Below are 16187 nucleotides of genomic sequence, written 5' to 3'. Positions count from 1 at the left end.
GAGGGACGGCCGAACGCAGACAGGCCGCGCGCGGACGGTCAGGACGGCGGCTGCCAGGCGGCGGCCGCCGCGGCGGCGGTGTTGCGCAGGCGCGGGCTGATCGTGCCCAGAGCCGCGTCCCGCGCGCGCAGCGCCAGCCGGCCCCGGGCCTGCAGGACCGCCGACATCCGCCGGGTCTGCCGGACCATCGTGGCCGCGCGGGGGCGGCGCAACCTGTCGTACGCGGTCACCGCGTCAGGCAGCCGCGACTCCCGTAGCAGCCCGGCCAGCGTCGCGGCGTCCTCGAACGCCAGGCAGGCGCCCTGGCCGAGGTGCGGCGGCATGGCGTGCGCGGCGTCGCCCAGCAGCACCACGCCGCCCGGACCGGCCGGGAAGCCGTACGCCTTCGGTAGCGGGCGCAGCTCGCGGATCTCCTGCTGGACGACGTCCTCCGGGTCGGTCGCCTCCAGCAGCGTGCCGATCGGGGCGGGCCAGCCCGCGAACCAGCGCTTCAGCAGCGCGAGCTGGATCTCCGGCGGCTCGGGGCGGGGCGCGCCCGCGGCGGTGGCGACCCAGTAGACGCCGCCCCGGCGGGACGCGCCCGCAGTGCCCCGCTCGCCGAGCGAGGCGGCCAGGAAGCGGTATCCGGCGCCGAGCGTCTCGCCGTGCACCGGCTGGTCGTCGGGCAACTGCGGGGCCCGGTACCAGGGGATGACCGCCCGCCAGGCCGCGCACCCTGAGCTGACCACGGCGGCCTCCGGGGCGAGGTGCCGCCGTATCTCGCTGTCGGTGCCGTCGGCGGCCACCACCAGGTCCGCCTCGTAGGTGTGCCGGCCGTCGCCCACCGCCGGACGCTCGCCCGACGCCGCGCGTACGGTCCGCACTGTCACCCCGGTACGCAGCTCGACCCGGTCGCCCAGGCCGGCGATCAGCGCGTCGTGCAGGTCCTCCCGGTGCACTACCACCGGCATCCGCTCGGCCGGCGTGGACCGGGCCTGCACCAGCCAGTGCCCGTCCGGGCGGCGCACGCCACCGTCGGGCAGCGGGGTGGCGATCGCGTCGAGCCCGTCGCCCAGACCGAGGGCGCGCAGCGCGCGTACCCCGTTGGGCCAGAGCACCACGGCGGTCGCCTCCGGGCGGACCCGGTCGGCGCGTTCCAGCAGCGTGACCTGCCAGCCCGACCGGGCCAGCACACCGGCCGCCGCCATTCCGCCGAGGCCGGCGCCGACCACCACCGCGCTGCGCATGACTCCCCCGCTCAGCTGTCCCGGTCCGCCGGGCGCCCGCCGCTGTCGGCCCGGCCGGCGTTCGTGCGCTCCGCGCCGGCCCGATCCGGGTCCGTGTCGTCGCCGTCCGCGTCCGCGCGGCCGGTGGCGTCCGCACCCTCGGTGGCGGCGGAGCCGGTGCTCGCGCCTCCGGCCTCGTCCGCGTCGTCCGTGGCGGCGTCGGCCCCGGTGGCGGCCTCCGGCCGTTCGTCGTCGACCGGGGGCAGCACGCCGGTCTGCCGGTACGCGTCGAACTGTTCCTCGGTCACCACCCGGTAGCCCTCGGGCGCGGCCGGCCGTTCGGCGGCCTCCCGGGCGGAGAGGTCGACCTGGGACACGTCCCCGGCCGGGCCGGTCGCGGGGGCCGGCTCGCCCACCGGCACCAGGTATTCGCGGGGACCGCGGACCCGGATGAAGTAGGCGAGCGCGCCGAGGAAGACCAGCGCGGCGGTCCAGACGTTGAGGCGTACGCCGAGGATCAGGTTGGCCTCGTCGGTGCGCATCAGCTCGATCCAGAACCGGCCCGCCGTGTAGCCCATCACGTAGAGCGCGAACGCCCGGCCGCGGCCGAGCCGCAGACGACGGTCGAGGAACAGCACCAGCGCGGCGACGCCGACGTTCCAGAGCGCCTCGTAGAGGAACGTCGGGTGGTAGAGCCCGGGCTGGAGCACCGGGTTGCCGGCGTCGTCGCGCAGCGCGTGACCCGGGTTGTCCGGGTCCATCACGTGCACTTCCAGGCCCCACGGCAGCGTGGTCCGCCCGCCGTACAGCTCGTTGTTGAACCAGTTGCCCAGGCGGCCGACAGCCTGCGCCAAAGGCAGCCCCGGCGCCAGCGCGTCGGCGATGACGGTGAACGGGATGCCGAGCTGCCGCGCGGCGAGCCACGCGCCGACCGCGCCGCCGGCCACCGCACCCCAGATGCCGAGACCGCCCTCCCAGATGTAGAGCGCCTTGATCGGCTCACCGCCGGCGCCGAAGTATTTCTCCGGCGAGGTGATCACGTGGTAGATCCGCGCGCCGATGATGCCCGCGGGCACGGCCCAGACGGCGATGTCGAGCACCGCGCCCGGCGCCACACCGCGGCGGCGCAGCCGGTACTCGGTGACCACGCAGGCCACCACGATGCCGAGGATGATGCAGAGCGCGTACGCCCGGATCGGAACCGGACCGAACTGCCAGACGGCGGTGCTGGGGCTGGGCATGGCCGCCAGTGGGGTCATCGGGGCGAGGGTCACGGGTGCACACGGTACCGGTGCGGACTGTGTGTGCGGCACCCCGGGCCGCCTGCCGCGCGGGTCGGATGACTTCTGTTTTGCACGGTCGTAGGCTGTTTGTCCATGAGCCCGCTCACCTGGGCGGTCGCCGCTGTCGTCACCGACGGGTACGGCCGGCTGCTGCTCTGCCGCCGGTCCGAGGGGGCCCGGCGCTGGGGCCTGCCGGGCGGGCGGCTGCGTCACGACGAGAGCCCGGCGGACGCCGTCGTCCGGGCGGTCCGTACGGAGACCGGCTGGGCGGTGACGCCGGTCGACCTGGTCGGCCTCTACCGGGTGATCGGCCCGCAGGCGCCTCCGCCGCCGGCCGGGCGCTGCGGCGCCCGCCCCGACGTGCTGGTGCACGTGTTCCGCGCCGCGCCGGTTGATGCCGGGCCCGCGGGCGATCCCGCGGCCGGGTGCCTGGCGGAGTGGTGGCCCGCGAAGGGGTTGCCCGGCGCGCTGACCCCCGCCACGCGCGCGGCGGTCGCGGACGCGCTCGCCGGTCGCGCCGGCGTGCTGCGGCACACGACCGCCGCCGACGCGCTCACGCCACCCGGCGACGGACAGCCGCGCTCGCGCATGATCGACACCAGTTCGGCGAAGTGGCGGGGTCCTGGCGTCTATGACCACGCCAGCTCGGCGTAATGGAGTCGATCAAGGGCATGGCGAGCCGGCGGTCAGCGAGCGGGGTTGCGGACGCCCTCGGCGAGTTCGGCGCTGAGCTTGCGCAGCGCGGTCAGGCCGGCAGCCTGGTCCGGAGCGTCCAGCACGCAGCGGACCAGCGCGCTGCCCACGATCACCGCGTCGGCGTACCCGGCGACTGTGGCGGCCTGCGCGCCGGTGCCGACGCCCAGCCCGACGCCGACCGGGATGTCGGTGACCTCGCGCAGCCGGGAGACCAGGATCGGCGCCGCCTCGGAGGTCTGCGCGCGGGCGCCGGTGACGCCCATGATCGCGGTGGCGTAGACGAAGCCGCGGCAGTGCTCGACGGTCATCCGCAGCCGCGCGTCGGTCGAGGACGGCGAGACCAGGAACGTACGGTCCAGGCCGTGCGCGTCGGAGGCGGCCAGCCACTCGGCGGCCTCGTCCGGGATCAGGTCCGGCGTGATCAGGCCGGTGCCGCCGGCGGCGGCCATGTCGCGGGCGAACGCGTCCACGCCGTACTGCTCGATCGGGTTCCAGTAGGTCATGGTGACCACGCTCGCCCCGGTCGCCGCGACCGCCTCGACGACGCGCAGCGCGTCGGCGACGCGGACACCGCCGGCGAGCGCGATGTCGCTCGCCTTCTGGATGACCGGGCCGTCCATCACCGGGTCGGAGTACGGGATCTCCACCTCGATGACGTCCACGCCCGCCTCGACCATGGCCTTCATGGCGGCGATGCTGCCCTCGACGGTCGGGAAGCCCGCCGGCATGCAGCCGACCAGCACCGCCCGCCCGTCCGCCCGCGCCTTGTCGAAGGCGACCCCGATGCGGCTCACGCTGTCACTCCTTGTCGAGGATGCCGAAGTACGCGCCGGCGGTGTGCACGTCCTTGTCGCCCCGCCCGGACAGGTTGACCACGATCACCGGCTCCCGGCCCAGCTCCTCGGCGAGCCGGGGGGCGATCGCGCGGGCGCCGGCGAGCGCGTGCGCGCTCTCGATCGCCGGGATCACGCCCTCGGTGCGGCAGAGCAGCTCGAACGCGGCCATCGCGTCGGCGTCGTCGACCGGCAGGTAGGTGGCCCGGCCGGTGTCGTGCAGCCAGGCGTGCTCCGGCCCGACGCCCGGGTAGTCCAGGCCGGCCGAGATCGAGTGCGACTCGATGGTCTGGCCGTCGGCGTCCTGGAGGACGTACGTGCGGGTGCCGTGCAGCACGCCGGACGAGCCGCCGGTGATGCTGGCGGCGTGCCGGCCGGTGTCGACGCCCTCGCCGCCGGCCTCGAAGCCGTAGAGCCGGACCCCGGCGTCCGGCACGAACGCGTGGAAGATGCCCAGCGCGTTGGAGCCGCCGCCGACGCAGGCCGCCACCGCGTCCGGCAGCGCGCCGGTCAGGTCCAGGCACTGCCGGCGCGCCTCCTCGCCGATGCCGCGCACGAAGTCGCGGACCATCTCCGGGAACGGGTGCGGCCCGGCGGCGGTGCCGATCAGGTAGTGGGTGCTGTCGACGTTGGCGACCCAGTCCCGCATCGCCTCGTTCATCGCGTCCTTGAGCGTGCGCGAGCCGGTGGTCACCGGGACGACGGTGGCGCCGAGCATCCGCATCCGCGCCACGTTCAGCGCCTGCCGCTCGGTGTCCACCTGGCCCATGTAGACGACGCATTCCAGGTCGAACAGCGCGGCGGCGGTGGCGGTGGCGACGCCGTGCTGGCCGGCGCCGGTCTCCGCGATGACCCGCCGCTTGCCCATCCGCCTGGTGAGCAGCGCCTGGCCCAGCACGTTGCGGACCTTGTGCGCGCCGGTGTGGTTGAGGTCCTCCCGCTTGAGCAGGACCCGCGCGCCGATCTGCGCGGAGAACCGCCGGGCCTCGTAGAGCATCGAGGGCGTGCCGGCGTAGTCGCGCAGCAGCGCGTCGAACTCGGCGAGGAAGTCCTCGTCGCCCATCGCCTTCCGGTACGCCGCGTCCAGCTCGTCGAGCGCGGCGACGAGCGCCTCGGGGACGAACCGGCCGCCGAACCGGCCGAAGTGACCGGCGGCGTCGGGGACCTGGCCGGTTGCGGGTGCGGCGCTCATCGCGGGCGTCCTCTCGGATCGGGTGCCCGGCGGCTCAGCGCACCGGGCGGGGCGTGGCCGGGTGGTTACCGGCGTTGACCAGCTCGGCGACGGCTTCGCGCGGGCTCTTCTGGGTGACCAGGCCCTCGCCCACCAGCACGGCGTCGGCGCCGGCGGAGGCGTACCGGATCAGGTCGTGCGGACCGCGCACCCCGGACTCGGCGATCTTGACGACGCTGCTGGGCAGGCCGGGCGCGATCCGCTCGAACACGGAGCGGTCGACCTCCAGGGTACGCAGGTCGCGGGCGTTCACGCCGATGACCTGCGCGCCGGCCTCCAGGGCGCGGTCCGCCTCCTCCTCGGTGTGCACCTCGACCAGCGCGGTCATGCCGAGCGACTCGATCCGCTCCAGCAGCCCGACCAGCACGTTCTGCTCCAGCGCGGCCACGATCAGCAGCACCAGGTCGGCGCCGTGCGCGCGGGCCTCGTGCACCTGGTAGCTGGAGACCACGAAGTCCTTGCGCAGCACCGGCACGTTCACCGCGGCCCGCACCGCGGCGAGGTCGTCGAGCGACCCGCCGAACCAGCGGCCCTCGGTCAGCACGCTGATCGCCCGCGCGCCACCGGCCGCGTAGTCACCGGCCAGGTCGGCCGGGTCGGCGATCTCGGCCAGCCGCCCCTTGGACGGCGACGAGCGCTTCACCTCGGCGATCACGGCCACGCCGGGGCGGCGCAGCGCCGCGTACGCGTCCAGCGGTGGCGGCGCGGCGGCGGCCAGTTCCCGGATCCGCTCCAGCGGAACCTGCTCCTGGCGCCGGGCCACGTCCTCGCGCACGCCGGCCAGGATCTCGTCGAGCACCCCTGCGGACGGCGCCGCTCCGGCGTCGTCCCCCTCCGCGTGCGCATGCTCAGCAGTCACCAACGGACTCCCCTCTCCGGGCGTCATGGGCCGATGCTAGGGGGCGCCACCTGGCGACGAGTGCCGGGGGGTATGGCGCACCTCACGACATGGGCTGTGGCATGATGGCCGACTTCCGGTGAACGCCATGTCACGCAGCGCCACCGCTGGCATCGACCGTCACCCATCCCCTATCTCACCACGATCGTTGCGGGCCCGCAGGACGGGTTCCGGCGGTGGGCTGTGACCAAGCTCAAGGACCTCCGGCCCTGCCCAGGTCGACCCCGGTGCGACAGCGTTGACCTGTGCTTCACGGCGGCGAAACGTCCACCCGGAAGCATCGTCGTCGGGCACACTCGACGCCGGCGGCTGCCGACCGTCGCCAACGATCTCGTATGGGGTGACCATGAGCGCCAACGGGCCGACCCAGACCATCGGCTTGACCACCATCTCCCGTACCGTCGCCTCGCTCGCCGTCGGCGTGGTGCACACGCTCGAACGCGCGGTGGCCGGTGAGGGCCGGATGCGTACCGCCCGGGGCAACGCCTGGGAGGCGGTCTGCGCCGACCGGGCCCGCGCCGCCCAGCGCCGCGAGCTGGAGCGGCTGGTGGCCGAGCTGGCCGCCGCGCGGGCCGCGGCCCGGCAGCGGCGCGACGCCCGCGAGACGCAGCCGGTCAGCTGACCGTCGGGTCCTCGCCCCGGTCCAGCGCGTCCCACGCGTCCCGGGTGCCGCGTTCGACCGCCGGCCGGCCGGGCTCGTCCGCCGGGGCGGACCGCCGCTCGTACCGGGCGCCCATCGCCGGCCAGCCGTCGCCGCGCAGCGCGGTGAACGCGCCGCCGGCCGCCAGGGCCAGGCCGCCGGCCAGCACCAGCGCCGGCCACTGCCGGCTCACGCCGGTCTCGGTCAGGCCGATCCCGCCGCCGACCGCCACCGCCAGGCCGACGCCGGCCAGCAGCACACCCAGCAGCCGGCGCAGCCGGCCCCGGGTGGCGAGCACCGCGCCGCCGCCGGCGAGTCCCACGTACGTCAGCGCCAGCACCCAGGGCAGCAGCTCCGTACCGGTGCGCCCGGCCCGGCCGGACGGCAGCGACCCCCGGGCGGTCACCTCGACCGCCCAGGTACGGGTCACCGCCCAGCAGGCCAGGCCCGCGCCGGCCAGGCAGAGCAGCACCGCGTACGCGAGTTCGCGCCGGCCGCGGGCGGTCGGCGCGGTGGTGCCGGGCGCGCTCACCGGGCGGCCCGCAGCGTCTCGGCGGCCGCGATGGCGGCGAGGACGGCGGCGGCCTTGCTGCGCGTCTCCTGGTCCTCGGCGGCGGGGTCGGAATCGGCCACGATCCCGGCGCCGGCCTGCACGTAGGCGCGGCCGTCGCGGATCAGCGCGGTACGGATGGCGATGGCCATGTCCAGGTCGCCGCCGAAGGCGAAGTAGCCGACGGTGCCGCCGTAGACGCCGCGCCGCACCGGCTCCAGCTCCTCGATGATCTCCATGGCGCGCACCTTGGGCGCGCCGCTGAGCGTCCCGGCCGGGAACGTCGCGGCCAGCGCGTCGAACGCCGTGCGGTCGTCGCGCAGCTCGCCGACGACTGTGGAGACGATGTGCATGACGTGGCTGTAGCGCTCGATGGTGGCGAACTCGGGCACCTCGACGGTGCCCGGGCGGCACACCCGGCCCAGGTCGTTGCGGCCCAGGTCAACGAGCATCACGTGCTCGGCGCGTTCCTTGGGGTCGGCGAGCAGTTCGGCGGCGAGCTTGGCGTCGCCGTCCGGGGAGCCGCCGCGCGGCCGGGTGCCGGCGATCGGGTGCAGCAGCGCCCGGCGCCGCCCGTCCGGGCCGGCGCTGACCTTGAGGTGCGCCTCCGGCGACGAGCCGACGATGTCGAAGCCGTCGAAGCGCAGCAGGTACATGTACGGGCTGGGGTTCGTGGTGCGCAGCACCCGGTAGACGTCGAGCGGGTCGGCGTCGGTGGGGCGCTCGAAGCGCTGGCTGAGCACGATCTGGAAGCACTCGCCGGCCCGGATCGCCTCCTTGGCCGCCTCCACCGCCTGCGGGTAGCCGCCCTCGGGGGTGCGGCTGACCACCTCGCCGACGCCGGGCCGGCCCACAGTCGAGACCATGGGCGGAATCGGCCGGGACAACGCGCTGGTCATCGCGTCGAGGCGGCCGACGGCGTGGTGGTACGCGGCCTCGACCCGCCCGGCCCGGTCGGGGTCGTCCAGCGGCGGCAGCACCGCGTTGGCGACCAGGATCGCGGAGCCCTCGTAGTGGTCGAGGACCACCAGGTCGGTCGCGAGCATCATGCCCAGCTCGGGCACGTCCAGCTCGTCCTCGGTCAGCTCGGGCAGGCGCTCGAAGCGGCGGACCAGGTCGTACCCGAGGTAGCCGACCAGGCCGCCGGTCAGCGGCGGCATGTCACCGGCCGGATCCCAGCCCGGCCCGGCGAGCGCGGCGACCGTCTCGCGCAGCACGGTGACCGGGTCGCCACCGGTGGGCACGCCCGCCGGTGGCGTGCCGGTCCAGCTCGCCGCGCCGTCGCGCTCGGTGAGCGTGGCGCTGCTGCGGACGCCGATGAACGAGTAGCGCGACCAGGCCGTGCCGGCCGAGCCGACGCCCTGTTCGGCGGACTCCAGCAGGAACGTGCCGGGACCGCCGGCCAGCTTGCGGTAGACCCCGACCGGCGTCTCCGCGTCGGCGAGCAGCCGCCGGGTCACCGGCACGACCCGCCAGCGGGCGGCCAGGTCGGCGAAGGTGGACCGGTCCGGGCTGACCGTGCCGTCGGTCACGGGGTCGCCTCCGGGGAGCTGACCGGCAGTTCGGTGAAGAAGCAGGTGCGCTGCCCGGTGTGGCAGGCCGCGCCGACCTGCTCGACGCTGACCAGCAGCGCGTCGCCGTCGCAGTCGAGGGCCACCGAGCGCACGTACTGGTGGTTGCCCGAGGTGGCGCCCTTGACCCAGTACTCGCCGCGGCTGCGCGACCAGTAGGTGGCCCGACCGGTGGTGAGCGTGCGGTGCAGCGCCTCGTCGTCCATCCAGGCGACCATCAGCACCTCGCCCGAGTCGTGGGCGCGGACCACGGCGGCGACCAGGCCGTCCGGGGTGCGGCGGAGCTTCGCCGCGACGGCCGGGTCGAGCCGGGACGGGCGGGCCGGTCCGGGAGCGGGGGCGCCGGTCAGCGGCGCGTCAGGAGCGGGCACGGTTGACCATTCTCCCGCACGCGGTCCGGGCACCGCCGACGTGTCCCGGGAGGCGGTCGTCACCGTGCCCAGCGCCCGGCCCAGCCGGGCGAGGTAGCGGTCCACCCGGCCGTCGACCAGCGCCTCGGCCAGGTCCGCGCCGTGGGTGGCGGCGATCTCGCCGGCGTACGGGCGGATCAGCGGGAGGATGCCGGTGACCAGCCGTCCGGCGGCGGCGCCGACCTCGGCCGGGTCACCGGCGCGCAGGCCGAGGCAGAGCAGCATGTCGTGGCGGTAGCCGGGCGGGGCGACCGGCAGGTCCAGCGCGGCGGTCAGGGCGGCCCGGCGGGACACCACGCGCACGGTCGGGTTGGCCGGCCGCAGCACCGAGGGGCAGAGCCGGGCAAGGTCGGCCGCGGCGAGCCGGACCCCGACCGGGTCGTCGGCCACGCGGGCCGCGGCGACCTTGCCCAGCGTCGCGATCAGCTCCTCCAGTCGCGGCTCGTCGGCGGGCTGGCAGAGCACCGGCAGGTCGATCAGGCGGCGCCATTCCGGTACGGCCCACAGCAGCCGGGCGGGCGCGGTGACCGGGAGCCCGAACGCCCAGTCGGCGGGCTGGCCGAGGCGGCGTACCCAGGAGCGGACGTCGCGGGCGGCCACGGACACGTGCACGAGGCGACCGGCGAACTCGGTCAGGTACGCCCGCCGGGCCGCGTACGGCGTGCCGCGGCGGGACGTGGCCTGCCGGGCGCCCGCGCCGGCGGGCCGTCCGTCGTCGGCGGCCACGAGCACGTCCACGTCCACGTCGCTGTGCTCGGTGGCGGCCCGCCGGGCGTGGCTGCCGCGCAGCATGATCCCGACGACCGGCCGGTCGGCGGCCTGCCGCAGGCGGGCGGCCCAGTCGTCGAGGAACGCGGTGTCGGGCAACTGCGCTGGACCCACGGCGCCATGGTGCCGAAATCCGATCTTCACCGCAATGACCGTTGCCGGACCCCGTGTCCGCCACTGGGGCGTTCAGCCGGATTCCTCCTCCGCCCGGCGGTACGCGTCGATCTTGTGTTCGAGGACCTTCAGGTCCTCCTCCAGCTCGGCCATCCGGGCCAGGACGCGGGCCCGGTGCGCCTCGAACAGCGCCCGCCGCGCGCCGAGCGTGCCGTCCCCGTGCCGGGCCAGTTCGGCGTAGCGGCGCATGTCTCGCACCGGCATCCCGGTACGCCGCAGCCGGGTGAGCAGGAACAGCCAGTTGACGTCGGACTCGGTGTAGCGCCGGCGGCCGGACGAGTCCCGCCCGACGCGGCCAACCAGGCCCTCCTGCTCGTACCAGCGCAGCGTGTAGGTGGTCAGGCCGACCCGTTCCGCCGCCTCACCCACGGTGAGGCTCATCTCCCGCGTGCTGATGTCCACGCCCTCCAGGCTTCCAGTTCGAGGGCACTCGAAGTCAAGTCCCCGTTGCCCTCGGGGAGGAATTCACCTACCGTTGAGTTCAACGGGTGATGAATTGACGGAGGCGAGCATGGACGACGCGGTGTCGGTCCGCGAGCTGGTGGTCGACCGGGGCGGGCGGCGGGTGCTGCACGGCATCACCTGCGGGGTGCCCCGGGGCACCGTGACCGGGCTGCTCGGGCCCAGCGGCAGCGGCAAGACCACGCTGATGCGCGCGGTGGTCGGCGTGCAGACGGTCGGCTCCGGCGCGGTGGACGTGCTCGGCCGCCCCGCCGGCTCGGCCGACCTGCGCCGCCGGGTGGGTTACCTGACCCAGGCGCCGAGCGTGTACGCCGACCTGACGGTGCGGGAGAACGCCCGCTACTTCGCGGTGCTCCAGGGCCGGGGCCGCGCCGAGGCCGACCGCGCGGTGGCCGACGTCGGCCTGGCGAACGCGGCCGACCAGCTCGTCGGCACGCTCTCCGGCGGCCAGCGCAGCCGCGCCTCACTCGCCTGCGCGCTCGTCGGCGAACCCGAGCTGGTGATCCTCGACGAACCGACAGTCGGCCAGGACCCGGTGCTGCGGGCCGACCTGTGGGCCCGGTTCCACGCCATGGCCGCGAACGGCACCACGCTGCTGGTCTCCAGCCACGTGATGGACGAGGCCGCCCGCTGCGACCGGCTGCTGCTGATCCGCGAGGGACGGCTGGTCGCCGACGACACCCCGGCCGCGGTCCGCGCCGCCACCGGGACCGACGACCTGGAGGAGGCGTTCCTGCGCCTGATCCGCGACGCCGAGGGAGAGGCGCGATGAACGGACGGATCCTGGCCGCCACCACCGGGCGCATCCTGCGCCAGCTCCGGCACGACCGGCGGACCGTGGCGCTGCTCGTGGTGGTGCCGTCGGTGCTGCTCACGCTCGTCTACTTCATGTACGTCGACCAGCCCGCCCCGCCCGGCGCGCCGAGCACGTTCGACCGGGTGGCCCTGATCATGCTGGGCTTCTTCCCGTTCATCATCATGTTCCTCGTGACCAGCATCGCCATGCTCCGCGAGCGCACCACCGGCACGCTGGAGCGCCTGCTCACCACGCCGCTGGGCAAGCTCGACCTGCTGTTCGGGTACGGCATCGCGTTCGGCCTGGCCGGGGTGCTCCAGTCCACTGTCGCCTCGGTCGTCGCGTACCGGGTGTTCGGGCTGGAGACCGCGGGCAGCGCGTGGCTGGTCGTGCTGATCGCCGGGGTGAACGCGGTGCTCGCGGTGGCGCTCGGACTGTTCTGCTCGGCGTTCGCCCGCACCGAGTTCCAGGCGGTCCAGTTCATGCCGGTGGTGGTGGCCCCGCAACTGCTGCTGTGCGGCCTGTTCGTGCCGCGCGACGAGATGGCCGGCTGGCTCCAGGCGGTCAGCGACGCGCTGCCGCTGTCGTACGCGGTCGAGGCGCTCCAGGAGGTCGGCGCGCACGCCGAGCCGACCGGAACGATGTGGCGGGACGTGGCGATCGTGGCCGGGGCGGCGGTGGCGGCGCTGGTGCTGGCCGCCGCGACGCTGCGCCGGCGCAGCGGGTGAACGCGCGGCGCACCGGGCGGCGGCCCGGCAGCCCGGACACCCGTGAGGCCATCCTCGCCGCGGCGCGGGAGGCGTTCGCCGAGCGCGGCTTCGACGCCGCGTCGATCCGGGCCATCGCCGCGGCGGCCGGCGTGGACCCGGCGCTCGTGCACCACTACTTCGGCGGCAAGGAGGAGCTGTTCCGGGCCGCCACGGCGTTCCCGGCCGACCCGGGGCGGCTGCTGCCGGCGGTGCTCGCCGGCGGCCCGGACGCGGCCGGCGAGCGGATGGTCCGGGTGTTCCTGGAGGTCTGGGACTCCCCCACCGGCACGGCGGCGGTGGCGCTGCTGCGCTCCGCCGTCAGCAACGACTGGACCGCGCGCCTGCTGCGCGAGTTCCTGGTCACGCAGGTGCTGCGCCGGGTGCTCGACCACCTCGGCGTCGACCCGGCGCAACGCGCGCTGCGCGGTGGGCTGGTCGCCACGCAGCTCGCCGGGCTGGCCATGATGCGGTACGTGCTCCGTCTCGACGCGGTCGCCACCGCCGAGCCGGCGACGCTGGTGGCCGCCATCGGCCCGACGGTCCAGCGGTACCTGACCGGCGACATCACCTGAGCCTCCCGGCCGCCGGCTCCGGCAGCCGGGACGGCGCCGCTCAGGCCGCGGCCCGGGGGCAGAGCATCGGGTGCAGCAGGCGGGAAAGCTCCGCCACGTCGGCGACGGGCCGCGGGAAGGCGAGCCGGGCCCGCCGGGTCGCGCCGGGCCGCCCGTGCGCGACCAGCAGCCCGTACCTGTCGATCCGGACCACCCGGGGAACCTGGTCGCCGGGCAGGGCGAGCCGCCGCCGCAGGTAGTCGCCGACCTGCTCGGCGTGGTGGTCTGCCAGGTCGGCCAGCAGGTCGGCCTCGACCGGGTGCAGCGGGTCGGGCTCGGCCTCCGCGAACGCCTCCGGGTCGACCCGGCGCACACGCCCGGCGCGCTCCCAGCGGGCCTCGGCCACCTCGAAGCGGTGCAGGTGGAACCGGCGGCCCACGTCGAGCAGGTCGCCGACCGGGTCGGTGGCGGCGAAGTCGACCGCCGCGTCGCGCGCCTCGTCCCCGTCCAGCCGGGCGGCCCAGCCGGACACCCAGGCCCGGCCGAGCGAGGGCGCCCCGGCCGCGGGCGGCAGGTCGAGCACGTCGAGCACGGTGGCCACGTCGGTGTCGCCCGCCGGCGGCACGAGCGCCGCGGCCAGGTCACTGACCACGGGTACGAGCAGCAGCACCCGCCCGTCCGGGTCGACGGCGTGCCGGACCTGGTGCGGGCCGGGATGCCGGGCCAGGTGGACGAGGGCGGGCAACCGGCCCGCGACCAGGGTTCGCACGATCTCCGCCGGGCTGGGCCGCATGATCCCGACCTCCTCAATATAGGTTAGGCTTACCTAAGAAGCAGGCTAGACGATCGGAGACGTCGACGTGAACCACCCCCGGCCCAAGGCCCGGCTCTCCCGCGCCCTCGGTATCCCGCTGACCCGCAAGTGCGTGCGGTACTTCGAGCGGCGCCCCTATCCCCCGGGCGTGCACGGCCGGTCCCGCCGCACCACCTCCGACTACCAGGTGCGGCTGCTGGAGAAGCAGCGGCTGCGCCACCAGTACAACGTCAGCGAGGCCCAGCTGCGCCGGTTGTTCGACGAGGCGGCCCGGGGCGCCGGCAAGACCGGCGAGACGCTCGTCGCGCTGCTGGAGCGGCGCCTCGACGCGGTGGTGCTGCGGGCCGGGCTGGCGCGCAGCGTCTACCAGGCCCGTCAGCTCGTCGCGCACGGCCACATCACCGTCGACGGGCGCAAGGTCGACCGGCCGTCGTACCGGCTGCGTCCCGGCCAGGTGGTCGGCGTACGCGAGCGCAGCCGCGCGCTGCCGCCGTTCCAGCTCGCCGCCGCCGGCGCGCACGCCGACGCCCAGCCCCGGCCGTACCTGTCGGCGCAGCCGGCCGAGCTGCGCGCCATGCTGGTGCGCGAACCGGCCCGGCACGAGGTGCCGGTGGTGTGCGACGAGCAGCTCGTGGTGGAGTTCTACTCCCGCTGACCGGTTACCGGGTCTGCTCCAGCCCTGGCGGACCCGCCAAGATCAGCGGGTCTGCTCCAGCCCTGGCGGACCCGCCAAGATCAGCGGGTCTGTTCCAGCCAGGAGGCGTACAGCAGGGCGTAGACCGAGTCGGTGTCGCGGACCAGCTCCTCGTGCGGGCCGCGCTGCACGATCCGGCCCCGGTCCACCACGATCACCTCGTCCGCCGCCTGCGCGGTGGACAGCCGGTGCGCGATGGCGAGCGTGGTCCGGCCCCGGGTCACCGCGTCGAGCGTCCGTTGCAGGCGGACCTCGGTGGCCGGGTCGACAGCGCTCGTCGCCTCGTCCAGCACCAGCAGGTCCGGGTCCGCGACGTACGCCCGGGCCAGCGCCACGAGCTGCCGCTCCCCGACGCTCAACGCCTCCCCGCGCTCGCCGACCGGCGTGTCCAGCCCGGACGGCAGCCCGTCCAGCCAGTCGGACAGGCCCAGCTCGCCGAAGGCGGCGGTGAGCCGCTCGTCGGTCAGGTCGGGGCGGGCGAAGCGGACGTTCTCCCCGACCGTGGCGTCGAACAGGAAGCCGTCCTGCGGCACCATCACCACCCGGGAGCGCAGCGAGTCGAAGCGCACCTGCCGCAGGTCGACCCCGGAGAGCAGCACCGCGCCCTCGGTCGGGTCCATCAGGCGGGTGAGCAGCTTGGCGAACGTGGTCTTGCCGCTTCCGGTCTCGCCCACCACCGCCACCCGGCTCTTGGCCGGGATGTCCAGCGTCACGTCGTGCAGCACCGGCGGCCCGCCCGGGTAGGCGAACGTCACGCCGGCGAACCGGGCGTCCAGCGGCCCCGGCGGCAGCTCCCGCCCCTGCTCGCCGGGGTCGGCCACGTCCGGGGAGACGTCCAGCACGTCCAGCACCCGGCGCCAGCCGGCGATCGCGTTCTGCGCCTCGTTGAGCACCTCGGTGGCGATCTGCACCGGCTGGATGAACAGCGTGACCAGGAACAGGAACGCGGTGAGCTGGCCGACCGACAGCGTGCCGTCGACGCCCAGGCTGACCCCGACCACCACCACGCCGGCCAGCGCCAGCCCGGCGGCCAGCTCCCCCACCGAGCTACCCATGATGCTGATCCGGATGGCCCGCTGCTGGGCCACCCGCTGCCCGTCGATGGCCGTGTCCAGGCGCCGCGCGGTGCGCCCGGCGATGCCGTACGCCCGGATCACCGGCGCGCCCACCACGCTCTCGCCGATCGCGCCGAGCAGCGTGCCGGTGCGCTGCCGCACCAGCCCGTACGCCCCGGCGAGGCGGCGCTGCAACTGCCGGATCACCAGCACCGCCGGCGCGAACGCGACGAGCACCACGAGCGTCAACTGCCAGGAGTACGCGAGCATCACGGCGGTGGTGACCAGCAGCTGGCCCAGGTTGACGATGAGGATCACGCCGCCCCACTGGAGGAACTGGGTGATCTGGTCGACGTCGCTGGTGACCCGGGAGACGAGCGAGCCGCGCCGCTCGGACTGCTGGTGCAGCATGGACAGGTCGTGCACGTGCCGGAACGCCCGGGTGCGCACGCCGGCCAGCGCGGTCTCGCTCACCGTGAACAACCGGCGCATCATCAGGTATCCGCAGGCGGTGGTGACCACCAGCACGCCGGCGGTGATCGCCACGGTCAGCGAGATGACGTTCAGGTCGAGGCCGCCGACGATGCCGTGGTCGATGCCGCGCTGCACCGCCACCGGCACGGCCACCCGGCCGACCATGTAGACCAGCGCCAGCGCCAGCGTGCCGGCGAGGCCGGTGCGCAGCTCCGGGGAGAGCGCCAGCCCGCGCCGCAGCGTCCGCCAGGTCGACTCGGTGGCCTCGGTGGTCTCGCCCGTGGTCGTACTCACCGGGCCCGCCGTTCGTTCGCGACTGCGGGGCTCCGCTCC

Annotated in this window: 17 protein-coding genes and 1 pseudogene; 6 read left to right on the top strand and 12 right to left on the bottom strand. The window is 75.3% G+C overall.

Annotated features, from left to right (window positions below; all coding sequences use genetic code 11):
- Positions 1-38 precede the first annotated feature (38 nt).
- Both FB455_RS01305 and lgt read right to left on the bottom strand, forming a co-directional pair.
- Positions 39-1226: an FAD-dependent oxidoreductase gene (locus tag FB455_RS01305; protein ID WP_145751865.1), complete on the bottom strand. Its 1188-nt coding sequence runs from the start codon at positions 1224-1226 to the stop codon at positions 39-41.
- 11 nt (positions 1227-1237) lie between these two features.
- Positions 1238-2479 (bottom strand): prolipoprotein diacylglyceryl transferase, encoded by a 1242-nt coding sequence (gene lgt, locus FB455_RS01300; RefSeq protein ID WP_145751863.1) that lies wholly within the window; start codon positions 2477-2479, stop codon positions 1238-1240.
- Positions 2480-2581: 102 nt separating this feature from the next.
- Between lgt and FB455_RS01295 the strand changes: the two genes are divergently transcribed.
- Positions 2582-3142 carry an NUDIX hydrolase gene (locus FB455_RS01295; protein WP_377627809.1) on the top strand — a complete coding sequence of 187 codons (561 nt, stop codon included), beginning with the start codon at positions 2582-2584 and terminating at the stop codon, positions 3140-3142.
- 32 nt (positions 3143-3174) lie between these two features.
- Here the strand turns inward: FB455_RS01295 and trpA are convergent, their stop codons facing one another.
- From trpA to trpC, 3 genes are read right to left on the bottom strand one after another with little or no spacing between them, the layout of a single operon-like run.
- On the bottom strand, positions 3175-3978 hold the full coding sequence (trpA, locus tag FB455_RS01290; protein ID WP_013287551.1) for a tryptophan synthase subunit alpha: 804 nt from the start codon (positions 3976-3978) through the stop codon (positions 3175-3177).
- A gap of 4 nt (positions 3979-3982) precedes the next feature.
- The gene (gene trpB, locus FB455_RS01285; protein ID WP_013287552.1) at positions 3983-5209 is read right to left on the bottom strand and encodes a tryptophan synthase subunit beta; all 1227 of its coding nucleotides are present in this window, start codon (positions 5207-5209) and stop codon (positions 3983-3985) included.
- A 34-nt stretch (positions 5210-5243) separates the two neighbouring features.
- Complete coding sequence (gene trpC / locus FB455_RS01280) at positions 5244-6047, bottom strand: indole-3-glycerol phosphate synthase TrpC (RefSeq protein WP_030271968.1); 804 nt, start codon at positions 6045-6047, stop codon at positions 5244-5246.
- Positions 6048-6492: 445 nt separating this feature from the next.
- Between trpC and FB455_RS01275 the strand changes: the two genes are divergently transcribed.
- The gene (locus FB455_RS01275) at positions 6493-6768 is read left to right on the top strand and encodes a hypothetical protein (protein WP_145751861.1); all 276 of its coding nucleotides are present in this window, start codon (positions 6493-6495) and stop codon (positions 6766-6768) included.
- Here FB455_RS01275 and FB455_RS01270 read toward each other — a convergent pair.
- The 5 genes and pseudogenes from FB455_RS01270 to FB455_RS01255 form a co-directional block, all read right to left on the bottom strand.
- Positions 6761-7318 carry a Trp biosynthesis-associated membrane protein gene (locus FB455_RS01270; protein ID WP_145751859.1) on the bottom strand — a complete coding sequence of 186 codons (558 nt, stop codon included), beginning with the start codon at positions 7316-7318 and terminating at the stop codon, positions 6761-6763. The genes FB455_RS01275 and FB455_RS01270 overlap by 8 nt on opposite strands.
- On the bottom strand, positions 7315-8868 hold the full coding sequence (locus tag FB455_RS01265) for an anthranilate synthase component I (protein WP_145751857.1): 1554 nt from the start codon (positions 8866-8868) through the stop codon (positions 7315-7317). Before FB455_RS01265 ends, FB455_RS01270 begins: the two co-directional genes overlap by 4 nt.
- On the bottom strand, positions 8865-9278 hold the full coding sequence (gene hisI, locus FB455_RS34630; RefSeq protein WP_030271963.1) for a phosphoribosyl-AMP cyclohydrolase: 414 nt from the start codon (positions 9276-9278) through the stop codon (positions 8865-8867). The genes FB455_RS01265 and hisI overlap by 4 nt, the downstream gene beginning before the upstream one ends.
- Positions 9279-9467: 189 nt before the next feature.
- Positions 9468-10109: pseudogene (locus FB455_RS34625) on the bottom strand (phosphoribosyl-AMP cyclohydrolase); the annotation flags it as partial.
- Between the two features lie 162 nt (positions 10110-10271).
- Positions 10272-10661 (bottom strand): MerR family transcriptional regulator, encoded by a 390-nt coding sequence (locus FB455_RS01255; protein ID WP_121686165.1) that lies wholly within the window; start codon positions 10659-10661, stop codon positions 10272-10274.
- A gap of 109 nt (positions 10662-10770) precedes the next feature.
- On the opposite strand from FB455_RS01255, the gene FB455_RS01250 reads away from it, so the two are divergent.
- From FB455_RS01250 to FB455_RS01240, 3 genes are read left to right on the top strand one after another with little or no spacing between them, the layout of a single operon-like run.
- The gene (locus tag FB455_RS01250; RefSeq protein WP_145751855.1) at positions 10771-11493 is read left to right on the top strand and encodes an ABC transporter ATP-binding protein; all 723 of its coding nucleotides are present in this window, start codon (positions 10771-10773) and stop codon (positions 11491-11493) included.
- Positions 11490-12245, top strand: a complete 756-nt coding sequence (locus tag FB455_RS01245) for an ABC transporter permease (protein ID WP_145751853.1) — start codon at positions 11490-11492, stop codon at positions 12243-12245. Before FB455_RS01250 ends, FB455_RS01245 begins: the two co-directional genes overlap by 4 nt.
- A complete protein-coding gene (locus FB455_RS01240) occupies positions 12242-12838 on the top strand; it encodes a TetR/AcrR family transcriptional regulator (RefSeq protein WP_120568850.1) in 597 nt (198 codons plus the stop codon). The genes FB455_RS01245 and FB455_RS01240 overlap by 4 nt, the downstream gene beginning before the upstream one ends.
- Positions 12839-12878: 40 nt before the next feature.
- Here FB455_RS01240 and FB455_RS01235 read toward each other — a convergent pair whose 3' ends face one another.
- Entirely contained in the window at positions 12879-13610 is a 732-nt protein-coding gene (locus FB455_RS01235; protein ID WP_013287562.1) for a DUF2470 domain-containing protein, read from the bottom strand.
- A gap of 67 nt (positions 13611-13677) precedes the next feature.
- Between FB455_RS01235 and rpsD the strand changes: the two genes are divergently transcribed.
- Positions 13678-14286, top strand: a complete 609-nt coding sequence (rpsD, locus tag FB455_RS01230; RefSeq protein WP_145751850.1) for a 30S ribosomal protein S4 — start codon at positions 13678-13680, stop codon at positions 14284-14286.
- Between the two features lie 80 nt (positions 14287-14366).
- Here the strand turns inward: rpsD and FB455_RS01225 are convergent, their stop codons facing one another.
- Positions 14367-16148, bottom strand: coding sequence for an ABC transporter ATP-binding protein (locus FB455_RS01225; protein ID WP_145751848.1), 1782 nt, complete (start codon positions 16146-16148; stop codon positions 14367-14369).
- Between the last annotated feature and the right edge of the window lie 39 nt (positions 16149-16187).

This window comes from Micromonospora sp. CNZ296 (assembly GCF_007827635.1).
The sequence above is the reverse complement of the archived record's forward strand: the minus strand, read 5'-3'. Positions and strand labels throughout refer to the sequence as shown.